Consider the following 20,117-nt stretch of genomic DNA (forward strand, 5'->3'; position numbering starts at 1 on the left):
CCGTCACGATCGGAAGAGGTGAGCCGGTGTCCGGCGAGCAGAACGACACCTACCTCGTCGTCGTCAACGACGAGGAGCAGTACTCGATCTGGTGGGCCGACCGTGAGGTGCCCGCCGGGTGGCGTCAGGAAGGCACGCGGGGGCCCCGCGAGGAGTGCCTGGCCCACATCGAGCGCGTATGGACCGACATGCGCCCGCTCAGCCTGCGTACCCGCATGGACGAGGCCGAGGTGAGATGAGCGACGTCGAGCCGGGCCTGTTCCCGGGCCTGCTTCCCGGCCTGTTCGCCGCCCAGGCGGCGCGGACCCCCGGGGCCGTGGCCGTCGTGGACGGCGGGCGGGAGCTGGACTACGCGACGCTTGAACGCCGCGCCAACCAGGTCGCCAACGGGCTGCTGGCCAGGGGCGTGCGGCCGGAGACGCCGGTCGGCGTCTGCCTGCGGCGCGGCGCCGGCCTGGTGGCCGCCCTGCTCGGCGTGTGGAAGGCGGGAGCGGCGTACGTCCCCCTCGACCCCGACCACCCCGCCGACCGCACGCACTGGATCCTGACCGACACCGCCGCCCCGCTCGTCCTGACCGACCCTGCGTTTCAGGGGGAAGGGGCGCTGCCGGACGGTGCGGTGCGGGTCGCCATGGACGTCTTCGACGGCGAGCCCGGCACGGCGCCGGACGTCGCCGCCGACCCCGACCGGCTCGCCTACGTGATCTACACCTCCGGCTCGACCGGCCGGCCCAAGGGGGTGCTGATCGGGCACGGCGCCATCGCCAACCGGGTCAGGTGGACCGTGCGCGAGCACGGGCTCGGCCCGGCCGACCGGGTGTTGCAGAAGACGACGCTGACGTTCGACGCGGCCGGATGGGAGATCTTCGCGCCGCTCATCAGCGGCGGCGCCGTGGTGCTCGCCCCGCACGGCGCCGAGCGCGACCCGGCGGCGCTGCTGCGCGCGGTCGCCGCGTACGACGTGTCCGTGCTCCAGGTCGTGCCCTCGCTGCTGCGGCTGCTGGTGGACGAGCCGGGCTGGCGGGAGTGCGGGTCGCTGCGGCTGCTGTTCTCGGCCGGCGAGCCGCTGGACGCCGAGCTGTGCGAGCTCGTACGCAAGCGGCTCCCCGTGACGATCTGGAACACCTACGGCCCCACCGAGTGCGCCATCGACGTGACCGCCCAGCCGGCCGACCCGGGGCAGAGCGCGGGCCGGGTGCCGATCGGGCGGCCGATCGACGGCATCAGGCTGCGCGTGCTCGACGAGGGCGGCGCGCTCGCGCCACTCGGAGCCCCCGGCGAGCTGTACGCGGGCGGCGTCGGCCTGGCCCGCGGCTACCTGGGCAGGCCCGCCCTGACCGCCGAGCGTTTCCTGCCCGACCCGTACGGCCCGCCCGGCAGCCGCATGTACCGCACCGGAGACCTGGTCAGATGGCGTCCCGATGGAACGCTCGACTACGACGGCCGCATCGACGCGCAGGTCAAGGTCAACGGCGTGCGGATCGAGCCGGGCGAGGTGGAGTCGGTCCTGCTGACGCATCCCGGGCTGCGCGGGGCCGCCGTGACGGCCGGTCCCGGGGCCGACGGCGCGGCCCGGCTGGTCGCGTACGTCGTGGGCCGGGACGGCGAACCGCCGCAGGCCGCCGCGCTGCGCGCGTACCTGCGTGACCGGCTGCCCGACGCGCTGGTGCCGTCCCTGTTCGTGCCGCTCGCCGCGCTGCCGCTGACGACCAGCGGCAAGGTGGACAGGGCCGCGCTGCCCGCGCCTGACTTCGACGCGACGTCCGAAGGCCCGGCCAGGCCGCTCACGAACGCCGAGCAGACCGTCGCCCGCGTCTGGCAGGACCTGCTCGGCGTCACCGGCGTGCGCGCCGACGACGACTTCTTCCAGCGCGGCGGCTCCTCGCTGCTGCTGGCCAGGCTGGCGGCCAGGCTGAGCGCCGCCGTGGGCCGCGAGGTGGCCGTGCACCGGCTGTTCGCCGCCGGCACGGTGGCCGAGCAGGCGCGGCTCGTCGAGGAGGCCGCCGAGCCGGTCGCCACGGTGCCGCGCGCGCCCAGGGACCGGCCGCTGCCGCTCTCCGTCGAGCAGCACCAGCTCTGGTTCCTCGACAGGATGGACCCGGGCAACCCCGAGTGGGTGACGCCGCTGCTGGTCCCGCTGCCCGGCGACCTCGGCACGGCGACGGTCGAACGCGCCATGACGGCGCTCGTCGCCCGGCACGAAGTGCTGCGCACCCGCTACCGCATGGAGGGCGGCGAGCCCCGGCAGGTCGTCGACGACCCCGCCCCGGTCACCCTCCCCGTGGCCGACCGCCCAGACGACCCCGCCGCGCTGGCCGAGCTGCTCGCCGGCACCTTCCGCGAGGGCTTCGACCTGGTCCGCGGCCCCGTCTGGCGCGCCCTGCTGGTCCGCGGCCAGGCCGCCCCGGCCGGAGAGGCCGCATCGCTGGGGGACCAGGGCAGCGGGGGCCACGTGCTGGCGCTGGCCGTGCATCACATCGCCTCGGACGGACAGTCGTCGGTGCTGCTCGGCGCCGAGATCAGGGAGCTGTGCGCCGCACTCGCGGCCGGCCGGGAGCCCGAGCTGGCGCCGCTGCCCGTCCAGTACGCCGACTACGCCGTCTGGCAGCGTGACCGCATGACGGAGGCGTTCCTGGAGCCGCGGCTCGCCTTCTGGCGGGAGGAGCTGGCCGGCCTGCCCAGGCTCGACCTGCCCGCCGATCACCCGCGCCCGGCCGTCCGCGACCCGCGCGGCGCCACGCTCACCTTCGAGGTGCCGCGCGCCTGCTCGGACGGCCTCGCGGAGCTGAGCCGCCGCAGAGGCACGACCCCGCTGGCGGCGTACCTGACGGCGTTCTGCACGCTGCTGGCCCGCTGGAGCGGCCAGTGGGACGTGCCGCTCGGCGTGCCCACGGCGGGCAGGACCAGGCCGGAGCTGGCCGGGGTGGCGGGCCCGTTCCACAACACGCTCGTCGTGCGGTGCGCGCTGGAGCCCGAGATGGGCTTCGAGTCCGCGATGGACGCCGTGTGGGAGCGCAACAGGCGCGCGCTGGCCCACCGCGACGTGCCGTTCGAGCGGGTCGTGGAGGCGCTGGCCCCGGCGCGCGACCTGTCGCGGACCCCGCTCTACCAGGTGATGTTCAACTTCATGGAGGAGGGCGTCACCGTCTCGGGCGGCGGCGACCTCGACCCGCTGCGGGACGTCTGGGGGGTCGCCAAGACCGACCTGACCCTGTTCCTGCACACGGCTCCCGACGGGAGCGTGAAGGGCATCATCGAGTACGCCACCTCCCTGTTCGACGAGCCCACGATCGCCAGGATGGCCGAGCACTACCTGCGCGTGCTGGCGGCGGCACCGGGCGGAGCGACGCTGCGCGAGCTGGGCTCGCACGCCGACGCGCCGCGCGGCCCCATCGAGCGGCTGCTCGCCGAGCGCTGCTCGGAGCTGCTCGGCCGCGAGGTCGGCGTGATGCAGAACTTCTTCCACCTGGGCGGCACGTCCCGGCTGGCGCTCACGCTGATGGCGCAGGTGCAGGAGGACTTCGATCTCGACCTGCCGGTCCGGCTGATCTTCGAGCGCCCCTCGGTCGCGCGGCTGGCCGAGGCCGTCCGCGCGCTCGCCGGCGCGGGTCCGGACCAGCAACCGACGGTAGTAGAGGAGCAGCGGGCATGACGCAGATCGACATCGAGCGCGAGGAGGCCCTGCTGCGCCGCCGGGCCGGCGGCCGGTCGCGGATCCCGCGGGCCGACCGCGGGGCGCCGCTGCCGCTGTCGTACGGGCAGCAGCAGATGTGGTTCCTCAACCGCCTCGAACCGGACAGTCCCGAGTACCTCGTCCCCATGATCCTGCGGCTGACCGGCCCGGTGGACGTGGCGGCGCTGCGCCGCGCGATCGACGAGATCGCCGCCCGGCACGAGATCCTGCGCACCCGCTACGCGGTGGCGGGGGCCGAGCCGGTGCAGCTCGTGGACCCGCCGGGCGAGGTCCCCTTCCGGGTGGACGACCTGCGCGGCGGCGACGAGGAACGGGCCCTGCGGATCGCCGAGGACGAGGTGGCCCGTGGCATGGACCTGGCCGAGGAGTGGCCGGTCAGGGTCCGCCTGGTGCGCGTCGCCGACGAGCTGAGCCTGCTGGTGGTGGTCTTCCACCACATCGCGTGCGACGAGTGGTCGCTGCGCCTGTTCGAGGAGGAGCTGAGCGCGCTCTACCGCGCTCCCGGCTCGTTGCCGCGGCCGCCGCTCCAGTACGCCGACTACGCCGCCCACCAGCGGGCCAGGGCCGCCGACGGCGCCTTCGACGGCACCTTGAGCTACTGGCGCGAGCAGCTGGCCGACCTCGTCCCGACCGAGCCGCCCGCCGACCGGCCGCGCCCCGACGTACGGGACTGGCGCGGCGCGGCGGTCCCCATCGAGGTGGACGCCCGGCTCGGCGCGGCGCTGCGCGAGATCGCCAGGGGCCGCGAGACGACGCTGTTCACCGTCCTGCTGGCCGGCTTCCAGGCGCTGCTCGCCCGCTACACCGGCAGGACCGACGTCACCGTCGGCACCGTGGTCTCCGACCGCAACAGGCCCGAGCTGCAGGGCATGTTCGGCTACGGCATCAACAGCCTCGTCATGCGCGGCCGGTGGCGGCCGGGCGAGACGTTCGCGGGCCTGCTGGCCGGCACGCAGGCGGCGGTGCTCGACGCGCTCGACCACCAGGACATGCCGTTCTCCCGGCTCGTGGACGAGCTGGAGCCGGCCCGCGACCGCTCGCGTACGCCGCTGTTCCGGGTGGCGTTCACCATGCACGAGCCCAAGGCCGCCGCGCTCGACCTGCCGGGCGTGCGGGCCGAGTCGCTGGAGGCGCCCTGGCGGATCTCCAAGTTCGACCTCACGCTCCAGCTCCAGGAGGCGCCCGACGGGTCGCTGATCGGGCAGGTCGAGTACTCCACCGCGCTGTTCGACCGGGAGACGATCGAGCGCACCGCCGCGAACCTGGTGCGCCTGCTGGCCGGCATCGCCGCCGCGCCCGACACCCCGGTCGATCGCCTGGACCTGCTCGGTCCTGACGAGCTGGCGGTCGCCGCGGGCCCCGTGCGGCCTCGGCCCGCCGACCCGCGTACGCTGCCCGAGGCGTTCCTTGAGCAGGTCAGAGCCACGCCGGGCGCGGTCGCGGTCACCGACGGCGGCCGTCACCTGACCTACGCCGAGCTGAACGCGCGGGCCAACCGTCTGGCGCACCGGCTGCGCGGCGCCGGCGTCGGCGCGGGGTCGCTCGTGGGCGTCTGCCTCGACCGCAGCGCCGAGCTGGTGGTGACGCTGCTGGCGGTGCTGAAGGCGGGCGGGGCGTACCTGCCGCTGGATCCGGCGTACCCGGCGGACCGGCTGGCGTTCATGGTGTCGGACGCGGGCGCGCCCGTCGTCGTCACCCGCTCGGAGCACCTGGAGCTGGTCGAGCGGGTGCACGGCGGCGAGGTGATCGTCCTCGACCGGGACGCCGCCGCCATCCGGAGCCGTCCGGACACCGACCTCGGCCCCGCCTCCGTCCCGGGCGACCTCATCTACGTGATCTACACCTCGGGGTCCACGGGCCGGCCGAAGGGCATGTGCCTGACGCACGCCAACGTGCTGCGCCTGCTGACGGCCACCCGCGAGCGGTTCGGGTTCGGCCCTGACGACGTGTGGCCGATGTTCCACTCCTACGCCTTCGACGTGTCGGTGTGGGAGCTGTGGGGCGCGCTGCTGCACGGCGGCCGGCTGGTGATCGTGCCGTTCGACACGGCGAGATCGCCGGACGACCTGATGGACCTGCTGGTCGAGCAGCGGGTGACGGTGCTGAACCAGACTCCTGGCGCCTTCTACCGGCTGGTGCGGCTGGCCGCGCAGGGCGACCCCCGCGTGGACCGGCTCGCGCTGCGCCTGGTGATCTTCGCCGGCGAGCGGCTGGAGATGCCCGACCTGCGCCCGTGGACCGACCGGCGCGGCCTCACCGCGCCCGCCCTGGTCAACATGTACGGCATCACCGAGACGACCGTGCACGTCACCCACTACGAGGTGACGGAACGGGACCTGGAACCCGCCGAGGCGTCCCCCGTCGGGCGGCCCATCGACGACCTGTGGGTGGTGCTGCTCGACGAGCGCGGCAACGTCGTGCCGCTCGGCGCGACCGGCGAGATCTGCGTGGGCGGCGCGGGCGTCGGCCGTGGCTACCTCGACCGGCCGGGGCTGACCGCGCAGCGGTTCGTGCCCGACCCGTACGGCCCGCCCGGCTCGCGGCTCTACCGCAGCGGCGACCTCGCGCGGCGGCGGCCGGACGGCGGCCTCGAGTACCTGGGCCGCATCGACGACCAGGTCAAGATCCGCGGCTACCGGGTCGAGCCGGGCGAGGTCCAGGCCCGGCTGCGGGCCGACGACCGGCTGCGCGACGCCGTGGTCGTGGCTCGCGAGGACGTGCCGGGCGCCGCCAGGCTCATCGCGTACGTCGTGCCGGCCGACCCCGCCGCCTTCGACCCGGGTGAGCTGCGCGCGACGCTGGCCGGGTCGCTGCCCGACTACATGGTGCCCGCCGCGTTCGTGCCGGTGGCCGAGATCCCGCTGACCGCGCAGGGCAAGGTGGACCGCCGCGCCCTGCCCGCGCCGGGCGACGCGGCGCTGCCCGCCGGAGCCGGGTACGTGGCGCCGCGCACCGCGATCGAGGAGCTCATCGCCACCGTGTGGACGGAGACGCTGCCCACCGGCCGCGTCGGCGTGCACGACGACTTCTTCGAGCTCGGCGGCGACTCCATCCTGGCCGTCGTGCTGGCGGGCGGCCTGCGCGACGCGGGCCTGGACGTCCGGGTCGCCGACCTGTTCGAGACGCGGACCGTGGCCACGCTGGCGGCCCGGCTGGACGAGCGCGGCGGTGAGGAGGAGAGCCGGTCCGGCGGCCTGACGCCGGTGCGGCCGTTCGCGCTGCTCACGGAGCAGGACCGCGTCAAGGTGCCCGGCGGGGTGCTGGACGCCTACCCGATGTCGCGGCTGCAGACCGGCATGGTCGTCGAGATGCTCTCCGACGGCGACCTGAACCTCTATCTCAACGCCACCGCCTTCCGCGTGCTCGACGACCGTCCCCTGGAGCCCGACCTGCTGCGCGAGGCGACCCGCACGGTCGTCGGCCGGCACGAGGCGCTGCGCACGTCGCTCGCGCTCACCGGCTACTCGGCTCCGATGCAGCTCGTGCACCGCCCGGAGGACGTGGAGGTGAGCGTGCCGGTCGCCGACCTCGGCGACCTCGACCTGGACGGGCAGCGCGCGGCCGTGCGCGCGTTCGTCACCAAGGAGCGCACCCGGCTGTTCGACCTGGCGAAACCGCCGCTGATCCGGGTCTCCGCGCACCGCTGCGCCGCCGAGGGCTGGTGGATCACCATCACCGAGTGCCACGCCGTCCTGGAGGGCTGGAGCTACCACTCGCTGCTCATGGAGATCCTCACCGTCTACCGGGCGCTGCGCGACGGGACCGAGGCGACGCTCGCCGGCCTGCCCGCCATCAGGTACGCCGACTTCATCGCCGCCGAGCAGGCCGTGCTCGCCGACGACGCGGAACGGGCGTACTGGCGCTCGATCGTCACCTCCGTCCCCAAGTTCGCGCTGCCCGCCGGGCTCGGCGCGGGCCAGGACGCGCCCAGGCGGGAGTACCGCATCCGCATCCCGCTGGCCGGCTACGAGGAGGGGCTGCGGGCGGCGGCGAGCGCGGCGGGCGTCCCGCTGAAGAGCATGCTGCTCGCCGCGCACATGAAGGTCATGAGCACGCTCACCGACCAGCGCGCGTTCTTCACCGGCCTGGTCTTCCACGCCAGGCTGGAGGCGCCGGGCGCGGACCGGGTGCACGGCCTCTACCTCAACACGCTGCCCTTCCCGTACGAGCGGGGCGCCCGCACCTGGGGCGAGCTGGCGCGCCGGCTGTTCGAGCAGGAGACCGAGCTCTGGTCGCACCAGCGCTTCCCCATGCCGGAGATCCAGCGCGACGCGGGCCCCGAGCGGCTGATCGACACCCGCTTCGTCTACCTGGACTTCCACCAGGTGGACACCGACCTGTTCGACGGCGACTCGGTCATCGACGACAGCCCGACGGAGTTCGGCCTGGGCGTGCACATCCTGGCCGGCCACCTCATGGTCACCGCCAACGTGCAGCACGTCTCGGAGGAGGCGGTGGACCGGCTGGGCGCGATGTACCGGGCCGCGCTGGAGTCCATCGTCGAGGGCCCCGACGGGGACGCCGACGCGGTGCTGCTGCCGCCCGGCGAGTACGACCGGCTCGTCACCGAGCTGAACGTCACCCGCAGCCGCCCCGTGGACGCGAGCGTGCTCGACCTGTTCGAGCGGCAGGCGGCCCGCAACCCGGGCGCGGTGGCGGCGGCCTTCGACGGCGGCTCGTGGACGTACGCGGAGCTGGACGCCAGGGCCAACCGCGTCGCGCACCGGCTGCGCGCGCTCGGCGCCGGGCCGGAGAGCGCGGTCGGCGTGCTCGCCGCCCGCGGCCCCGACCTGCTGGCCAGCCTCATCGGGGTGTGGAAGTCGGGCGCCGCGTTCGTGCCGCTCGACCCGTCGTTCCCGGCGGGGCGCATGGCGACGATGCTGGCCGACGCTGGCGCGCGGGCGGTCGTCACCGACACGCCCGACGCGTTCACCGGGGTCGAGGTCGTGGACCTCGCCGACGCGAGCCTCGGCGGGCTGCCCGCCACCTCGCCCGGGGTCCGCACGGACCTGGACGGCGTCGCGCAGATCATCTTCACCTCGGGCTCGACCGGCCGGCCCAAGGGCGTGCTCGTCACCCACCGCGGCCTGGCCAACCACGTCCGCTGGGCGGCCGAGGAGTTGGCCGCGCAGGGCACCACGGGCGCGCCGCTGTTCTCCTCAGTGGCCTTCGACCTCGTCGTCCCGAACGTCTGGGCGCCGCTCGCCACCGGCCAGCCGGTCCGGCTGCTGCCCGCCGACCTCGACCTGTCCAGGCTCGGCCGCGAGCTGGCCGAGCACGGCCCCTACAGCTTCATCAAGCTGACGCCAGGCCACCTCGACGTGCTCGCCGGCCAGCTCAAGGGCGCCCAGGCGGCCAGGCTGGCCGAGATGATCGTGGTGGCGGGCGAGGCGCTGCCGGGCAGCACCGCCCAGCACTGGCTGCGCGTGCTCGGTCCCGGCGGCCTGGTCAACGAGTACGGGCCCACCGAGGCGACGGTCGGCACCTGCACCTACCCGATCATGAAGCGGGAGCGGGACGAGGTCGTGCCCATCGGCCGCCCGCTGCCCGGCATGACGATGTACGTCCTGGACGAGCACATGCGGCCGATGCCCTTCGGCGTCACCGGCGAGCTGTACGTCGGCGGCACCGGCGTCGCCCGCGGCTACGCGGGGCGTCCTGGGCTGACCGCCGACAGGTTCGTGCCCGACCCGTTCGGGCCGCCGGGGGGCCGCCTCTACCGCACCGGCGACCGGGCCTGGGTGCGCGGCGACGGCGCGGTCTGCTTCGCCGGGCGGGTGGACGACCAGGTCAAGGTGCGCGGCTACCGGGTCGAGCCGGGCGAGATCCGCGTCGTGCTGCTCGACCATCCCGGCGTCAGGGACGCCGTGGTCGTCGTACGCGCGGGCGAGGCGGGGGACCGGTCGCTGGTCGCGTACTGCGTGCCCGCCGGCGCCGCCCTGCCGCCCGCCGCCGAGCTGGCCGCGCACTGCGGCACCCGGCTGCCCGACTACATGGTGCCCGCGCTGTTCGTGCCGCTCGACCGCATCCCGCTCAACGCCAACGGCAAGGTGGACAGGACCGCGCTGCCCGACCCCGACCCGCGCGCACAGAGCGGCTCTGCCCACGTCGAGCCGCGCAACGAGCTGGAGACGCTGATCGCCGAGGTGTGGCGCACGGTGCTCGGGCACGAGCGCATCGGCGTGCACGACAACTTCTTCGAGCGCGGCGGCCACTCCATCAGGGCCGTCACCGTGGTGGGCGCGCTGCAGGAGGAGGGCCTGGACGTCTCCGTCCAGGACGTCTTCGAGCACCGCACGGTCGCCGAGCTGGCCGCCGCGCTGGCCGGGCGCGAGAAGGCCGGCGAGGAGCGGCGCGCGGTCGAGCCGTTCGCGCTGGTGCCCGCCGCGGACCTGGCCACGCTCCCCGGCGGCCTCACCGACGCCTACCCGCTGTCCGAGGTGCAGCGCGGCATGATCGTGGAGATGCTGGCCGGGCAGGAGCACGGCTACTACCACAACACCATGTCGTTCCTCGTCCGCGACCCGCACCCGTTCTCGCTCGACGCGCTGCGCGCCGCCGCCGGGATCGCCGCCGCCCGCCACGAGGCGCTGCGGACCTCCATCCGGCTGTCCGGGCACTCCGTGCCCATGCAGCTCGTCCACGAGAGCGCCGAGATCCCGGTCCGCGTGCTCGACCTGCGCGGCCTCGACGACGGCGGTCGCGAGCTGGCCATGCGGAACTTCCGCGCCCAGGAGCGCGCCCACCGCTTCGACCTGGAACGGCCACCGCTGATCAGGATCACCGCGCTGCTCAAGGACGACGCGTCGTGGTGGCTGTCGTTCACCGTGCTGCACGCGGTCAGCGAGGGCTGGAGCTTCCACGGCCTGCTCATGGAGCTGCTCGACGACTACCGCGCGCTCAGGGACGGCGCCGGGCCGCCCCGCGTCGAGCCGCCGTCCGTCCGCTACGCCGACTTCATCGCCGCCGAGCTGCGCGCGCTGGAATCGGCCGAGGACCGCGCCTACTGGCGCGAGGTCGTCACCGGCAGGCCCGGCTTCGCGCTGCCCGCCGCCTGGGGCGAGCCGCACCTGCCGCGCGAGGACTACCACGTCGTCCTCATGTACGCCGACCTCGAGGAACGCCTGCGCGCCCTGGCGGCCCGGGCCGGCGCGTCGCTGAAGAGCGTGCTGCTCGCCGCCCACCTCAAGGTGCTCGGCACGCTCACCTCGGAGCCCGAGTTCGTCACCGGCCTGGTGTGCAACGGGCGGCTGGAGGCCCAGGGCGGCGAACGTGTCTACGGCATGCACCTCAACACGCTGCCGTTCGCGTACGACAGGGGCGCCAGGACCTGGCTCGACCTCATCCGGCGGACCTTCGACGGCGAGCTGGCCCTGTGGCCGCACCGCAGGTTCCCCATGCCGGTCATTCAGCGGGAGCTGGGCGACGGGCGCAGGCTCATCGGCACGGCGTTCAGCTATCAGGACTTCGACCAGGTCGACACCGGTCTGATCGACGTCACCGCCACCGAGGGCGAGGACCCGACGGAGTTCGCGCTCGGGGTGCCGGCCACGCCGACGTACCTCATCCTGCGCTCCAACACGCACGCCATGAGCCGGCGCAACGCCGACCGGCTGGCCGCGATGCACCGTGCGGTGCTGGAGGCCATGGTGGCCGACCCGGACGGCGACGCCCGCGCCACCTGCCTGCCGGCGTCCGAGCGCACCTCGCGCGAGAGCGTCCCGGCGGTCGAGCACCCGCTGCCCCGCAGCCTGCACGAGGTGTTCGAGCGGCGCGCCCGCGAGACCCCGGACGCCGTCGCGGTCGTGCACCGTGGAGACCCGGCGGACGCGGGTGCCGGCGGGCGGCTGGCCTATGGGGAGCTGGACGTGCGGGCCAACCGGCTCGCGCACCGGCTGCGTGAGCTGGGCGCGGGCCCGGAGACGCTGGTCGGCGTCTGCCTCGAACCCGGCACCGACCTGGTGGTCGCGCTGCTGGCCGTGCTCAAGGCCGGCGCCGCGTACCTGCCGCTGCCGCCCACGTCGCCGGCCGACCGGCTGCGGTTCATGCTGGCCGACTCCGGGGCGGCCGTGGCCGTCACCACCGCCGGCCTCGCGCCGTCGGTGACCGCAGAGGGCGTCGGGCAGGTGCTGCTCGACACCGATGCCGCCCGCATCGCCGCTCTCCCCGGGACATCCCCGGAGAGCGGGACCGAGCCTGGCCACCTGGCGTACGTGTGCTACACCTCGGGCTCGACCGGCCGCCCCAAGGGCGTCGCCGTCACCCACGCCAACGTGCTGCGCCTCTACGCGGCCCTGTCGGGGCAGGTCGCCCTCGGCTCCGACAGGACCTGGGCGCTGCTGCACTCCTACGCCTTCGACGTGTCGGTGTGGGAGCTGTGGGGCGCGCTGCTGCACGGCGGCCGGCTGGTGATCGTGCCGACCGAGACCGCCCGCTCGCCCCGCGACCTGCTCGACCTGCTCATCGCCGAGCGGGTGACGACGCTGTCGCTGTCGCCGGTGGCGTTCCGCTCGATGATCGGGGCGGCGGACGGCGACGAGGCCACGCTGGCGCGGCTGTCGCTGCGCGAGGTGGTGTTCGGCGGGGACCGGCTCGAACCGTCCGACCTCGACGCCTGGGGGCTCGACCGGTGCGACCTGGCGCACGCGTACGGGCCGACCGAGTGCACGATCCACGTCACCTACCAGCCGCTCAGCCCTGCTGACCTGGGCGCCGGCCTGGGCGCCGGCTTGGGCACGGTGGACGGGGTGCCGATCGGCCGGCCGCTCGACGACGTCCGCACGTACGTGCTGGACCCGTACGGTCACGAGGTCCCGGAAGGGGCTCCGGGCGAGCTGTACGTCGGCGGCGCCGGCGTGGCCCGCGGCTACCTCGGCCGTCCCGGCCTGACCGCGGAGCGCTTCGTGCCCGACCCGTTCGGGCCGCCCGGCGCCCGCTGCTACCGCACCGGCGACCTCGTACGCCGCAGGGCCGACGGCGCGCTGCACTTCCTCGGCCGGGTGGACGACCAGGTCAAGGTACGCGGGCACCGCATCGAGCCCGGGGAGATCCAGGCCGTGCTGGCCGCCCATCCCGCCGTGCGGGAGAGCGTGGTCGTGGCGCGCGGCGACGGGCCCGCGCGGCGGCTGGTGGCGTACTGCGTGCCCGACGGCGGGAAGCTGCCGCCGGCCGCCGACCTGGCCGCGTACTGCGGGGAGCGGCTGCCCGACTACATGGTGCCGGCCGCGTTCGTGCCGCTGGAGGCGGTCCCGCTGACCGTCAACGGCAAGCTCGACCAGCGCGCGCTGCCCGCCCCCGACCGGGCCGCCCTGTGGTCGTCGGAGCGGGACTTCGTGGCGCCGCGCACCCCGGCCGAGCGCACGCTGGCCGGGATCTGGTCGCGGCTGCTGGGCGTGGACCCCGTGGGGGCGCACGACCGGTTCTTCGACCTCGGCGGCGACTCGCTGACGATACTCAAGGCCATGACCCAGGCCAGGGAGGCCGGCCTGCCGGTGACGCTGCGCCTGCTCTACCAGCACGGCTCCATCGCCGAGCTGGCCGCCGCCCTCGACGGCGCCGGTGAGCCGGGGGCAGGACCTGCCCTGACACCGGCACAGCGCCGGGTCCTGGCCAGGCCGGGCGGGCACCGCTACGACCACTGGCAGCTCCGCGTCCCCGTCCCCGAGCAGATCGACGCGGCGACGCTGGCGGACGCCCTGCACGCCGTCGCCGCCCACCACGCGATCTCGGTGTCGTTCCGCCGGGTCGAGGGCGACGACCGGGCGGCGGCGGCCGCGTACGAGCGGCTCGACCCGGAGCACGGGCCGCTGCTCAGCGCCGTGCTCGCCACGACGGGCGCGGACCGGCCGGTGCTGATCCTCGCCGTGCACGAGCTCGCCGCCGACCGCGCCTCCCTGCCCATCCTCCTGCGCGACCTGGAGACCGCCTGCCGCGGCTGCGCGCTGCCGGAAGGGGACGGCGGGACGCTGCGGCGGTGGGCCGCCGCGCTGCCGGAGCCGGACGACCTGATGGCCCAGGCCCACCACTGGCTCACCAGGACGCCCGCGCCCCCGCTCCCGCTGGACCACCCGTCCGGCACGGGGACCGTGCAATCGCTGAGCGTGCCGCTGCCCGAGCCGGTGCCGTCGCGGGACGAGGTGCTGGCCGCGCTGGCGGTCGTGCTCGCCCGCTGGAGCGGTGGCGACCGCGTGCTGCTCGACGTGGAGACCAGGGCGGGGCACGCGCCGCAGGACGCGGCGGGGCCGTTCGCGCACCGGTTCCCGGTGAGCCTGTGGGTGCCGCCGCAGCGCGCGTCGGTGCTCGCCTCGGTGGCGGGCCAGCTCGCCGCCGTCCCGGACGAGGGCTTGGGGTACGAGCTGCTGCGCCAGGCGGGCCCCGTCGCCGACGCGCTCGCCGCACTGCCCGCGCCGCAGATCAGGTTCGGGTACGAGCCGGGCACACCGGGCGTCTTCGTCCCGGAGCGGATCACGGCGGTCCGCGACCCGCTCGCCCCCCGCGAGTACGTCCTGGAGGTGGACGTCACCGGCCCCCGGCTGACGTGGACGTACGCGCTCCATGACGAGGCGACGATCCGCTCCCTGGCCGAGCAGGTCGTCGCGGAGCTCGGCGGGGTGGCGATCCCGTCGCCGGTGCCGACCATGGAGCGGCATCACGTGCCCGGTGTCAGCCTGGCCGTGATCAGGGACGGCAGGATCGCCGGGATCAGCGCGTACGGCCGCCTCGACGCGAGGCGCGGCGACCCCGTGACGCCTGACACGGTGTTCCGGGTGGCGTCGGTGAGCAAGCAGGTGACGTCGCTGGTCACGCTCACGCTGGCCGCGCGCGGCCGGCTGGACCTGGACGCCGATGTCAACGACCTCCTCACCTCCTGGCGGGTGCCGGGGACGGAGGGCGCGCCGATCACCGTACGACACCTGCTGGCCAACACCTCGGGCCTGGCCAGGGACCCCGAGTACCCGCCGTACCGCGACGGCGAGCCGGTCCCCGCGGTGCTGGACGCGCTGCTGGGCCGCGCGCCGGCGCGCACCCCGGCGGTCCGCCGGAGCCGCCCGGTGGGGACGTTCGAGAAGAACGTGGTCAACTACCTGGTGCTGGAGCAGCTCCTGACGGACGTCACCGGCGCCGACTTCCCGGCCCTGGCACGGGAGACGGTGCTCGACCCGCTGGGCATGACGGGCAGCGGCTACGAGGCCGGCTTCCCGCACGGCTCAGGACGCCCGATCGCGCACGGCCACGACGCGTTCGGCACGCCGATCGACGGCTTCGGCCTGATCCACCCGGCGACGGCCGCGGGCGGGCTGTGGACGACGGCGGCGGACCTGGCCCGGGTGCAGCTGGAGATCCGGCGCGCGTACCTGGGCGAGCCGGCCCTGATCACGCCGGAGCTGGCCGGGCAGATGCTCACGGCCACGCCGGGCAGCCTCTACGGCCTGTCCATGGTGGTGGACCGGTCGGAGGAGGAGCTGGACTTCGGCGCGGTGGGCGAGTTCACCGGCTACTGGGCGATGACGATGTGCCGGGTCACCGGCGGCGACGGCTTCGTCCTGCTGGCGAACGGTGACGGCGGTCGCGGGGTGGCGACGTTCATCACCGAGCTGTCCGGCACCCAGCGCTTCGGCGCCGAGTAGCCCTCGGTGGGAGCGGCCGGCCCCGAAGGGCCGGCCGCTCCTGTTATTTGCGGTGGCCGATGACGAGGTGTTTCTCGCCGCCGGTCCTGTGCACCTCGCAGTTGGTGAAGCCGGCCGCCTCCAGCAGCGCGCAGTACTCGGCGGCGGTGCGGTGCCGGCCCTCGGTCTCGACGTGCATGGTCAGGTTCATGACGGACGTGGGCAGCGGCCCCGTGCGGGCGTCGTCGAAGAGCCGTTCCATGATGAGCACCCGCCCAGGCGGCGTGCACGCCCGGTACGCCTTCTCCAGCAGCATCGCGCACGTCGCGTCCGTCCAGTCCGACAGCACGTACCCGAAGGCGATGCAGTCGCCCTGGGGCAGCTCGTCGGCGAAGAAGTCACCCCCCTTGAACGCCAGCCGCCCGACCAATCCATGCCGCTGAGCGGATTCGCGCAGGTACGGCTCCACCTGGGGCAGGTCGAAGATCACGGCACGCAGCGCGGGCGCGTGCTGCAGCGCCGCCGTGGCGAACGGCCCCGTCGCGCCGCCCACGTCCACCAGCCGCGTGACGTCACCCAGCCCGGCCAGGGCGGCGATCTCCTGCGAGGGCGCGTAGCTGAGGTCCCACATGGCCCGCAGGAAGTCGCGGGTGGCGGCCTCGTCGCGGTAGAGGGTCTCGAACGGCGACGGCAGGTCCCGATCGACCGCCGCCTTGCCCTCGCGCAGGTAGGCGTCGAGCCGCCCCATCCGCTCCACGGTCTCCGTGGCCAGGTGCTCCACGAACCCGCCGAGACAGCGCGGGTCGTCCCTGTCGAGGTACGGCCGCATCGGCTCGGGCACGACGTACTGCTCGTCCTGCGTCCTGCCGAGGACGCCGAAGGCCACGAGGACCAGCAGCACCCGTTCGAGGGTGTCGGCGTCGACGCCCAGGGCGGCGGCCAGTTCCGTGGCCGTGGCCTCGCCCTGGCGGATCAGGTGGGTGAAGACGCCGTGCCGGTCGGCCACGTGGAGGGCCGGGGTCGCGACGACCCCGTATACGGCGCGTTCGAGCTCGCTCGGCAACATGATGCCATCCGTTTCCCGGTGTCGAAAAAAAGAATTCCGGCTGGAAAGCCTAACTTCGTTCCCGGAAATCGTCAGGGTGCGGTGACCGCGTAGGGCGCCGATTTATCGGAGATGTATAGACGCATTTTCCATAATCGGCGGCGACGGCACGAGCGCGCGGGAGGAAGATGTTCGGGATCGCCGGTTTCGGTTACGCGTTCGGAGCGGACGAGGACGTGCGGGAGGTCGCCGCCGACTACGTGCCCGACCCCGAGCGCATTCTGCGCATGGGTTACCGCACCTTCCACCGGGCCGAGGACGGCGTCACGGGCACCGAGCTCGCCGCGCGGGCCGGCCGGGCGGCGCTCGACCGGGTCGGGCTCGCCCCCGCCGACCTCGACCTGCTGGTGGTGGCGGTGTCGGAGCTGCCCGAGTACCTGCACTGGGACTCCTCGGCGGCGCTGGCCAGGGAGCTGAAGATCGACCGCGTCCAGACGCTGCTGCTCACCGAGGGCTGCGCGTGCGGCGTGACCGGCCTCGGCACGGTCGCGGGCACGCTGGCCGTCCAGCCGGAGGTCGAGACCGTGCTGTTCGTCGCGGTGAACCGGGTGAGCGAGTTCCACCGCAACCGGATGACGGTCAACACGGCCGTGCACAGCGACGGGGCGGTCGCGGCGGTGCTGCGGCGCGGCCATCCCCGTAACCGGTGGCTGGCCACCCACCAGTTCACCGACCCGGAGTTCTGCGACTGGTTCCGTACGGACTATGGCGGCGCGGTCGCCCCCGTGCCGCCGCCCGGCTGGTCGGCCGCCACGGCGCCGGCCGGCACCGAGCGGGTGCACGCCCACTTCGACAAGAGCCCGCGCCGGCTGCGCGCCTTCGTGGACGCGCTGGCCGCCCGCTCGGCCGAGGTGATCGAGCGGGCCTGCGAGCGGGCCGGCGTGGACCCAGGCGAGCTGACGCACGTCTTCGCGCTGAACGAGAGCGCGGACGCCATCGCCGACGTCGCCCGCCCGTTCGGCATCCCGCCGGAGCGCACCAACGCCGGCCTGGCCGCCGCGCACGGGCACATGGGGGCCGCCGACCAGCTCCTCGCCCTGGGGCGGTGCTGGGACGCGGGCGAGCTGGCGCCAGGCGACCTCGCCGCGCTGACCGGCACCTCGATCGGCATGCGCTGGTACTGCAGCCTCATCAGGGTCTGACCGGACGTTCGGGGAAAGGCTGATCATGGACGCACTGCTGCAGGAGCTGCGGACGGCCGTCGCCGAGCGCCGCATGCCGCCGCCGCGCACCCGCCTGGCGCTGCTGGAGACGGCCGACCCCGCACTGGCCCGCCGCGCGGGACGCCTGCTGGCGGCACTGCCCTCGACACCGGCCTCGCCGCAGCAGGGCGCCGAGGACGCGCCCGTCGTGCCGGTGACCGTGCTGGCGACCGCCACGATCGGCCCGTACGAGCAGATCCTGCGGGCCCAGCTCGTGGCCGCCGGCGTGCTGCCCGAGCTGACCGTGGGGCAGCACGGCTCGCTGGACAGGGAGCTCGCCACGGGCGCGTTCGCCCGCTCGTCGCCGCGGTTCGTCAGCGCGCTCATGGACGAGTCCCTCTTCCTGCCCCGCGACTGGTCGGCCGCCGGCGTCACGGCCCTGGAGGAGCACGTACGCGCCAGGCTGGCCGCCCTCACCCGGCACCTGCCCACCGGCGGCCCGACACTGATCCTGCACACCGTCCCCATGCCCGCCGAGCTGCGCGACGGCCTGGTGAGCCGCCAGGCCCGCACCCAGGTCACGAGGCTCTGGTACGAGCTGAACGCCGCCCTCCTCGCCCTCGCCGAGCAGCACGCCGCCGTCGAGGTCGTGGACCTGGCCGGGCTGCTGGCCGAGGAGCCGTACGCGGCCCGCGACGACCGCATGCACCGCTACGGCGACCTGCCCTACACCGACGGCGCGCTGCTGGTGCTGGCCCGCGAGGTGCGCCGCGTCGTCCAGGCGAGCCTCGGCCTGTCGCGCAAGGTGCTCGCCCTCGACCTGGACGGCACGCTGTGGGGCGGCGTGCTCGGCGAGGCCGGCGCCGGCGGCGTGCAGCTGGGCGGCCTCTACCCGGGCAACTGCTACAGCGCGTTCCAGCGGGCCGTGCTACGGCTGCGCGAGCAGGGCGTCATCCTCGTCCTGGCCAGCAAGAACGACGCCGAGCCTGTCGACGAGGCGCTGAGCGGGCACCCCGAGATGCTGCTGCGCGCCGACGCGTTCGCGGCGCGGGCGGTCAACTGGTCGTCGAAGGCGGAGAACCTGAGCAGGGTGGCCGACGCTCTCGGCCTGCCGCCGTCCGCGTTCGTCTTCGTGGACGACACCGAGGTCGAACGCGCCGAGGTGGCCGACCGCTTTCCCGAGATCGGCGTCGTCTCGGCCGCCGGCGACCCCGCCCACCTGGTCAGGAGGCTGCTGCGGACCGGCTGGTTCGACGCGCCGTCGCTCACCGAGGCCGACCTGCGGCGCGCCGACCTCTACCGGGCGCGGGCGGAGCGGGCCGAGTTCTCCGACGGGTTCGAGGCGGCCGCCGACTACCTGCGGGCGCTGAAGATCGAGGTGGAGATCGCGCCGGTCACGCCGTACACGGTGGCGCGGGCGGCGCAGCTCGCCGCGCGGACGAACCAGTTCAACCTCACCGGCGTCAGGTTCGGCGAGGCCGAGACGGCAGAGCTGGCCGCGCGCCCCGACCACCTGGTGGCGACCGTGACGGTGTCCGACAGGTTCGGCTCCGACGGCGTCGTGGGCGCGCTGTGGGCCGAGCGCGGCGCGGTTACGTGGCGGGTGCTCAACCTGGTGCTGAGCTGCCGGGTGCTGGGACGCGGCATCGAGACGGCGATCGCCGCCTGGCTGTCCGAGCAGGCCGCCGAAAGCGGCGCGCGGACCCTGATCGGCCGGTACGTCCCCACGAAACGCAACCGGGTCGCCGCCGCCTTCTGGACGCAGGCCGGCTTCACCAGGGACGGGGACAGGGACGGGGACGGCTCGTTCGTCCTCGACCTGACCACCGGCACGGTGGACCTGCCCGGCTGGATCACGATGAGCGAGCGGAGCGGACATGAGTGAGCAGGTCAGCAGGGTCGTGACCGAGGTGCTCGCCGAGATACTCGGCGAGGACGCCGGGCGGCTGCGCCACGAGGACGTCCTGGCCGAGCGCGACTGGGACAGCATCAGCTCCCTGGAGGCGCTGGCCCAGCTCGAAAGCCGGCTGCGGGTCACGCTCGACCTGCGCGAGTTCCACGCCGTACGGACCGTCGGCGACCTCACCGAGCTGGTCGGCCGGACGACGGCCGCATGATCCTCGGCATCGACCACATCGGCCTGGCCACCCCGGAACCGCTGCGGACCGGAGCGTTCCTGGAGGCGCTCGGCCTGTCCCCGGTGGACGGCGGCGTCGCCGACGACTACGGCGTCACCTGTGAGTTCTGGCGCCTGCCCGGCCAGGGCCCCGACATCGAGCTGGTCTCACCGGCCCGCCCGAACTCGGCGATCGAGGGCAGGCTCGCCGGTCAGGGCCCAGGGCTCTACCACGTCGCGTTCGTCGTGGACGACGTCGAGGCCGAGCTGCGCCGGCTGCGCGGGAGCGGGCTGTCCCCGGTGGACGCCTCCCCGTGCAGGGGCGCCCGCCCTGGAATGACCGTGGCCTTCATGTACGTCCCCCGCCCCGCCGCGTTCCTCGTCGAGCTGGTGGCGTACCAGGAAAGCGCGGAACGGCGCGTATAGGCGGCATATTGCGGGCCCGCACAGAATG

The 20,117-nt window shown here is 74.6% G+C and carries 8 protein-coding genes; 7 read left to right on the forward strand and 1 reads right to left on the reverse strand.

Going from position 1 to position 20,117, the window contains the following annotated elements; all coding sequences use genetic code 11:
• Positions 1 to 26: 26 nt before the first annotated feature.
• Genes AB0K12_RS03555 through AB0K12_RS03565 form a run of 3 tightly spaced genes read left to right on the forward strand, consistent with a single transcriptional unit; the run spans position 27 to position 15,321 of the window.
• A complete protein-coding gene (locus AB0K12_RS03555; protein ID WP_355411624.1) occupies positions 27 to 239 on the forward strand; it encodes an MbtH family NRPS accessory protein in 213 nt (70 codons plus the stop codon).
• The gene (locus AB0K12_RS03560) at positions 236 to 3,652 is read left to right on the forward strand and encodes an amino acid adenylation domain-containing protein (RefSeq protein ID WP_364555264.1); all 3,417 of its coding nucleotides are present in this window, start codon (positions 236 to 238) and stop codon (positions 3,650 to 3,652) included. Before AB0K12_RS03555 ends, AB0K12_RS03560 begins: the two co-directional genes overlap by 4 nt.
• Positions 3,649 to 15,321, forward strand: coding sequence for an amino acid adenylation domain-containing protein (locus tag AB0K12_RS03565; protein WP_364555265.1), 11,673 nt, complete (start codon positions 3,649 to 3,651; stop codon positions 15,319 to 15,321). Before AB0K12_RS03560 ends, AB0K12_RS03565 begins: the two co-directional genes overlap by 4 nt.
• 43 nt (positions 15,322 to 15,364) lie before the next feature.
• Here AB0K12_RS03565 and AB0K12_RS03570 read toward each other — a convergent pair whose 3' ends face one another.
• Positions 15,365 to 16,366, reverse strand: a complete 1,002-nt coding sequence (locus AB0K12_RS03570) for a methyltransferase (RefSeq protein ID WP_364555266.1) — start codon at positions 16,364 to 16,366, stop codon at positions 15,365 to 15,367.
• 167 nt (positions 16,367 to 16,533) lie between these two features.
• On the opposite strand from AB0K12_RS03570, the gene AB0K12_RS03575 reads away from it, so the two are divergent.
• Genes AB0K12_RS03575 through AB0K12_RS03590 form a run of 4 tightly spaced genes read left to right on the forward strand, consistent with a single transcriptional unit; the run spans position 16,534 to position 20,089 of the window.
• The gene (locus AB0K12_RS03575) at positions 16,534 to 17,547 is read left to right on the forward strand and encodes a 3-oxoacyl-[acyl-carrier-protein] synthase III C-terminal domain-containing protein (protein WP_364555267.1); all 1,014 of its coding nucleotides are present in this window, start codon (positions 16,534 to 16,536) and stop codon (positions 17,545 to 17,547) included.
• 25 nt (positions 17,548 to 17,572) lie between these two features.
• Positions 17,573 to 19,432, forward strand: coding sequence for an HAD-IIIC family phosphatase (locus AB0K12_RS03580; RefSeq protein ID WP_364555268.1), 1,860 nt, complete (start codon positions 17,573 to 17,575; stop codon positions 19,430 to 19,432).
• Positions 19,425 to 19,664: an acyl carrier protein gene (locus tag AB0K12_RS03585; RefSeq protein WP_345397000.1), complete on the forward strand. Its 240-nt coding sequence runs from the start codon at positions 19,425 to 19,427 to the stop codon at positions 19,662 to 19,664. The genes AB0K12_RS03580 and AB0K12_RS03585 overlap by 8 nt, the downstream gene beginning before the upstream one ends.
• Positions 19,661 to 20,089: a VOC family protein gene (locus AB0K12_RS03590; protein WP_364555269.1), complete on the forward strand. Its 429-nt coding sequence runs from the start codon at positions 19,661 to 19,663 to the stop codon at positions 20,087 to 20,089. The genes AB0K12_RS03585 and AB0K12_RS03590 overlap by 4 nt, the downstream gene beginning before the upstream one ends.
• The last annotated feature ends 28 nt before the right edge of the window (positions 20,090 to 20,117 follow it).

The sequence above is a fragment of the Nonomuraea sp. NPDC049419 genome (assembly GCF_040676995.1).
Lineage (GTDB): Bacteria > Actinomycetota > Actinomycetes > Streptosporangiales > Streptosporangiaceae > Nonomuraea > Nonomuraea salmonea.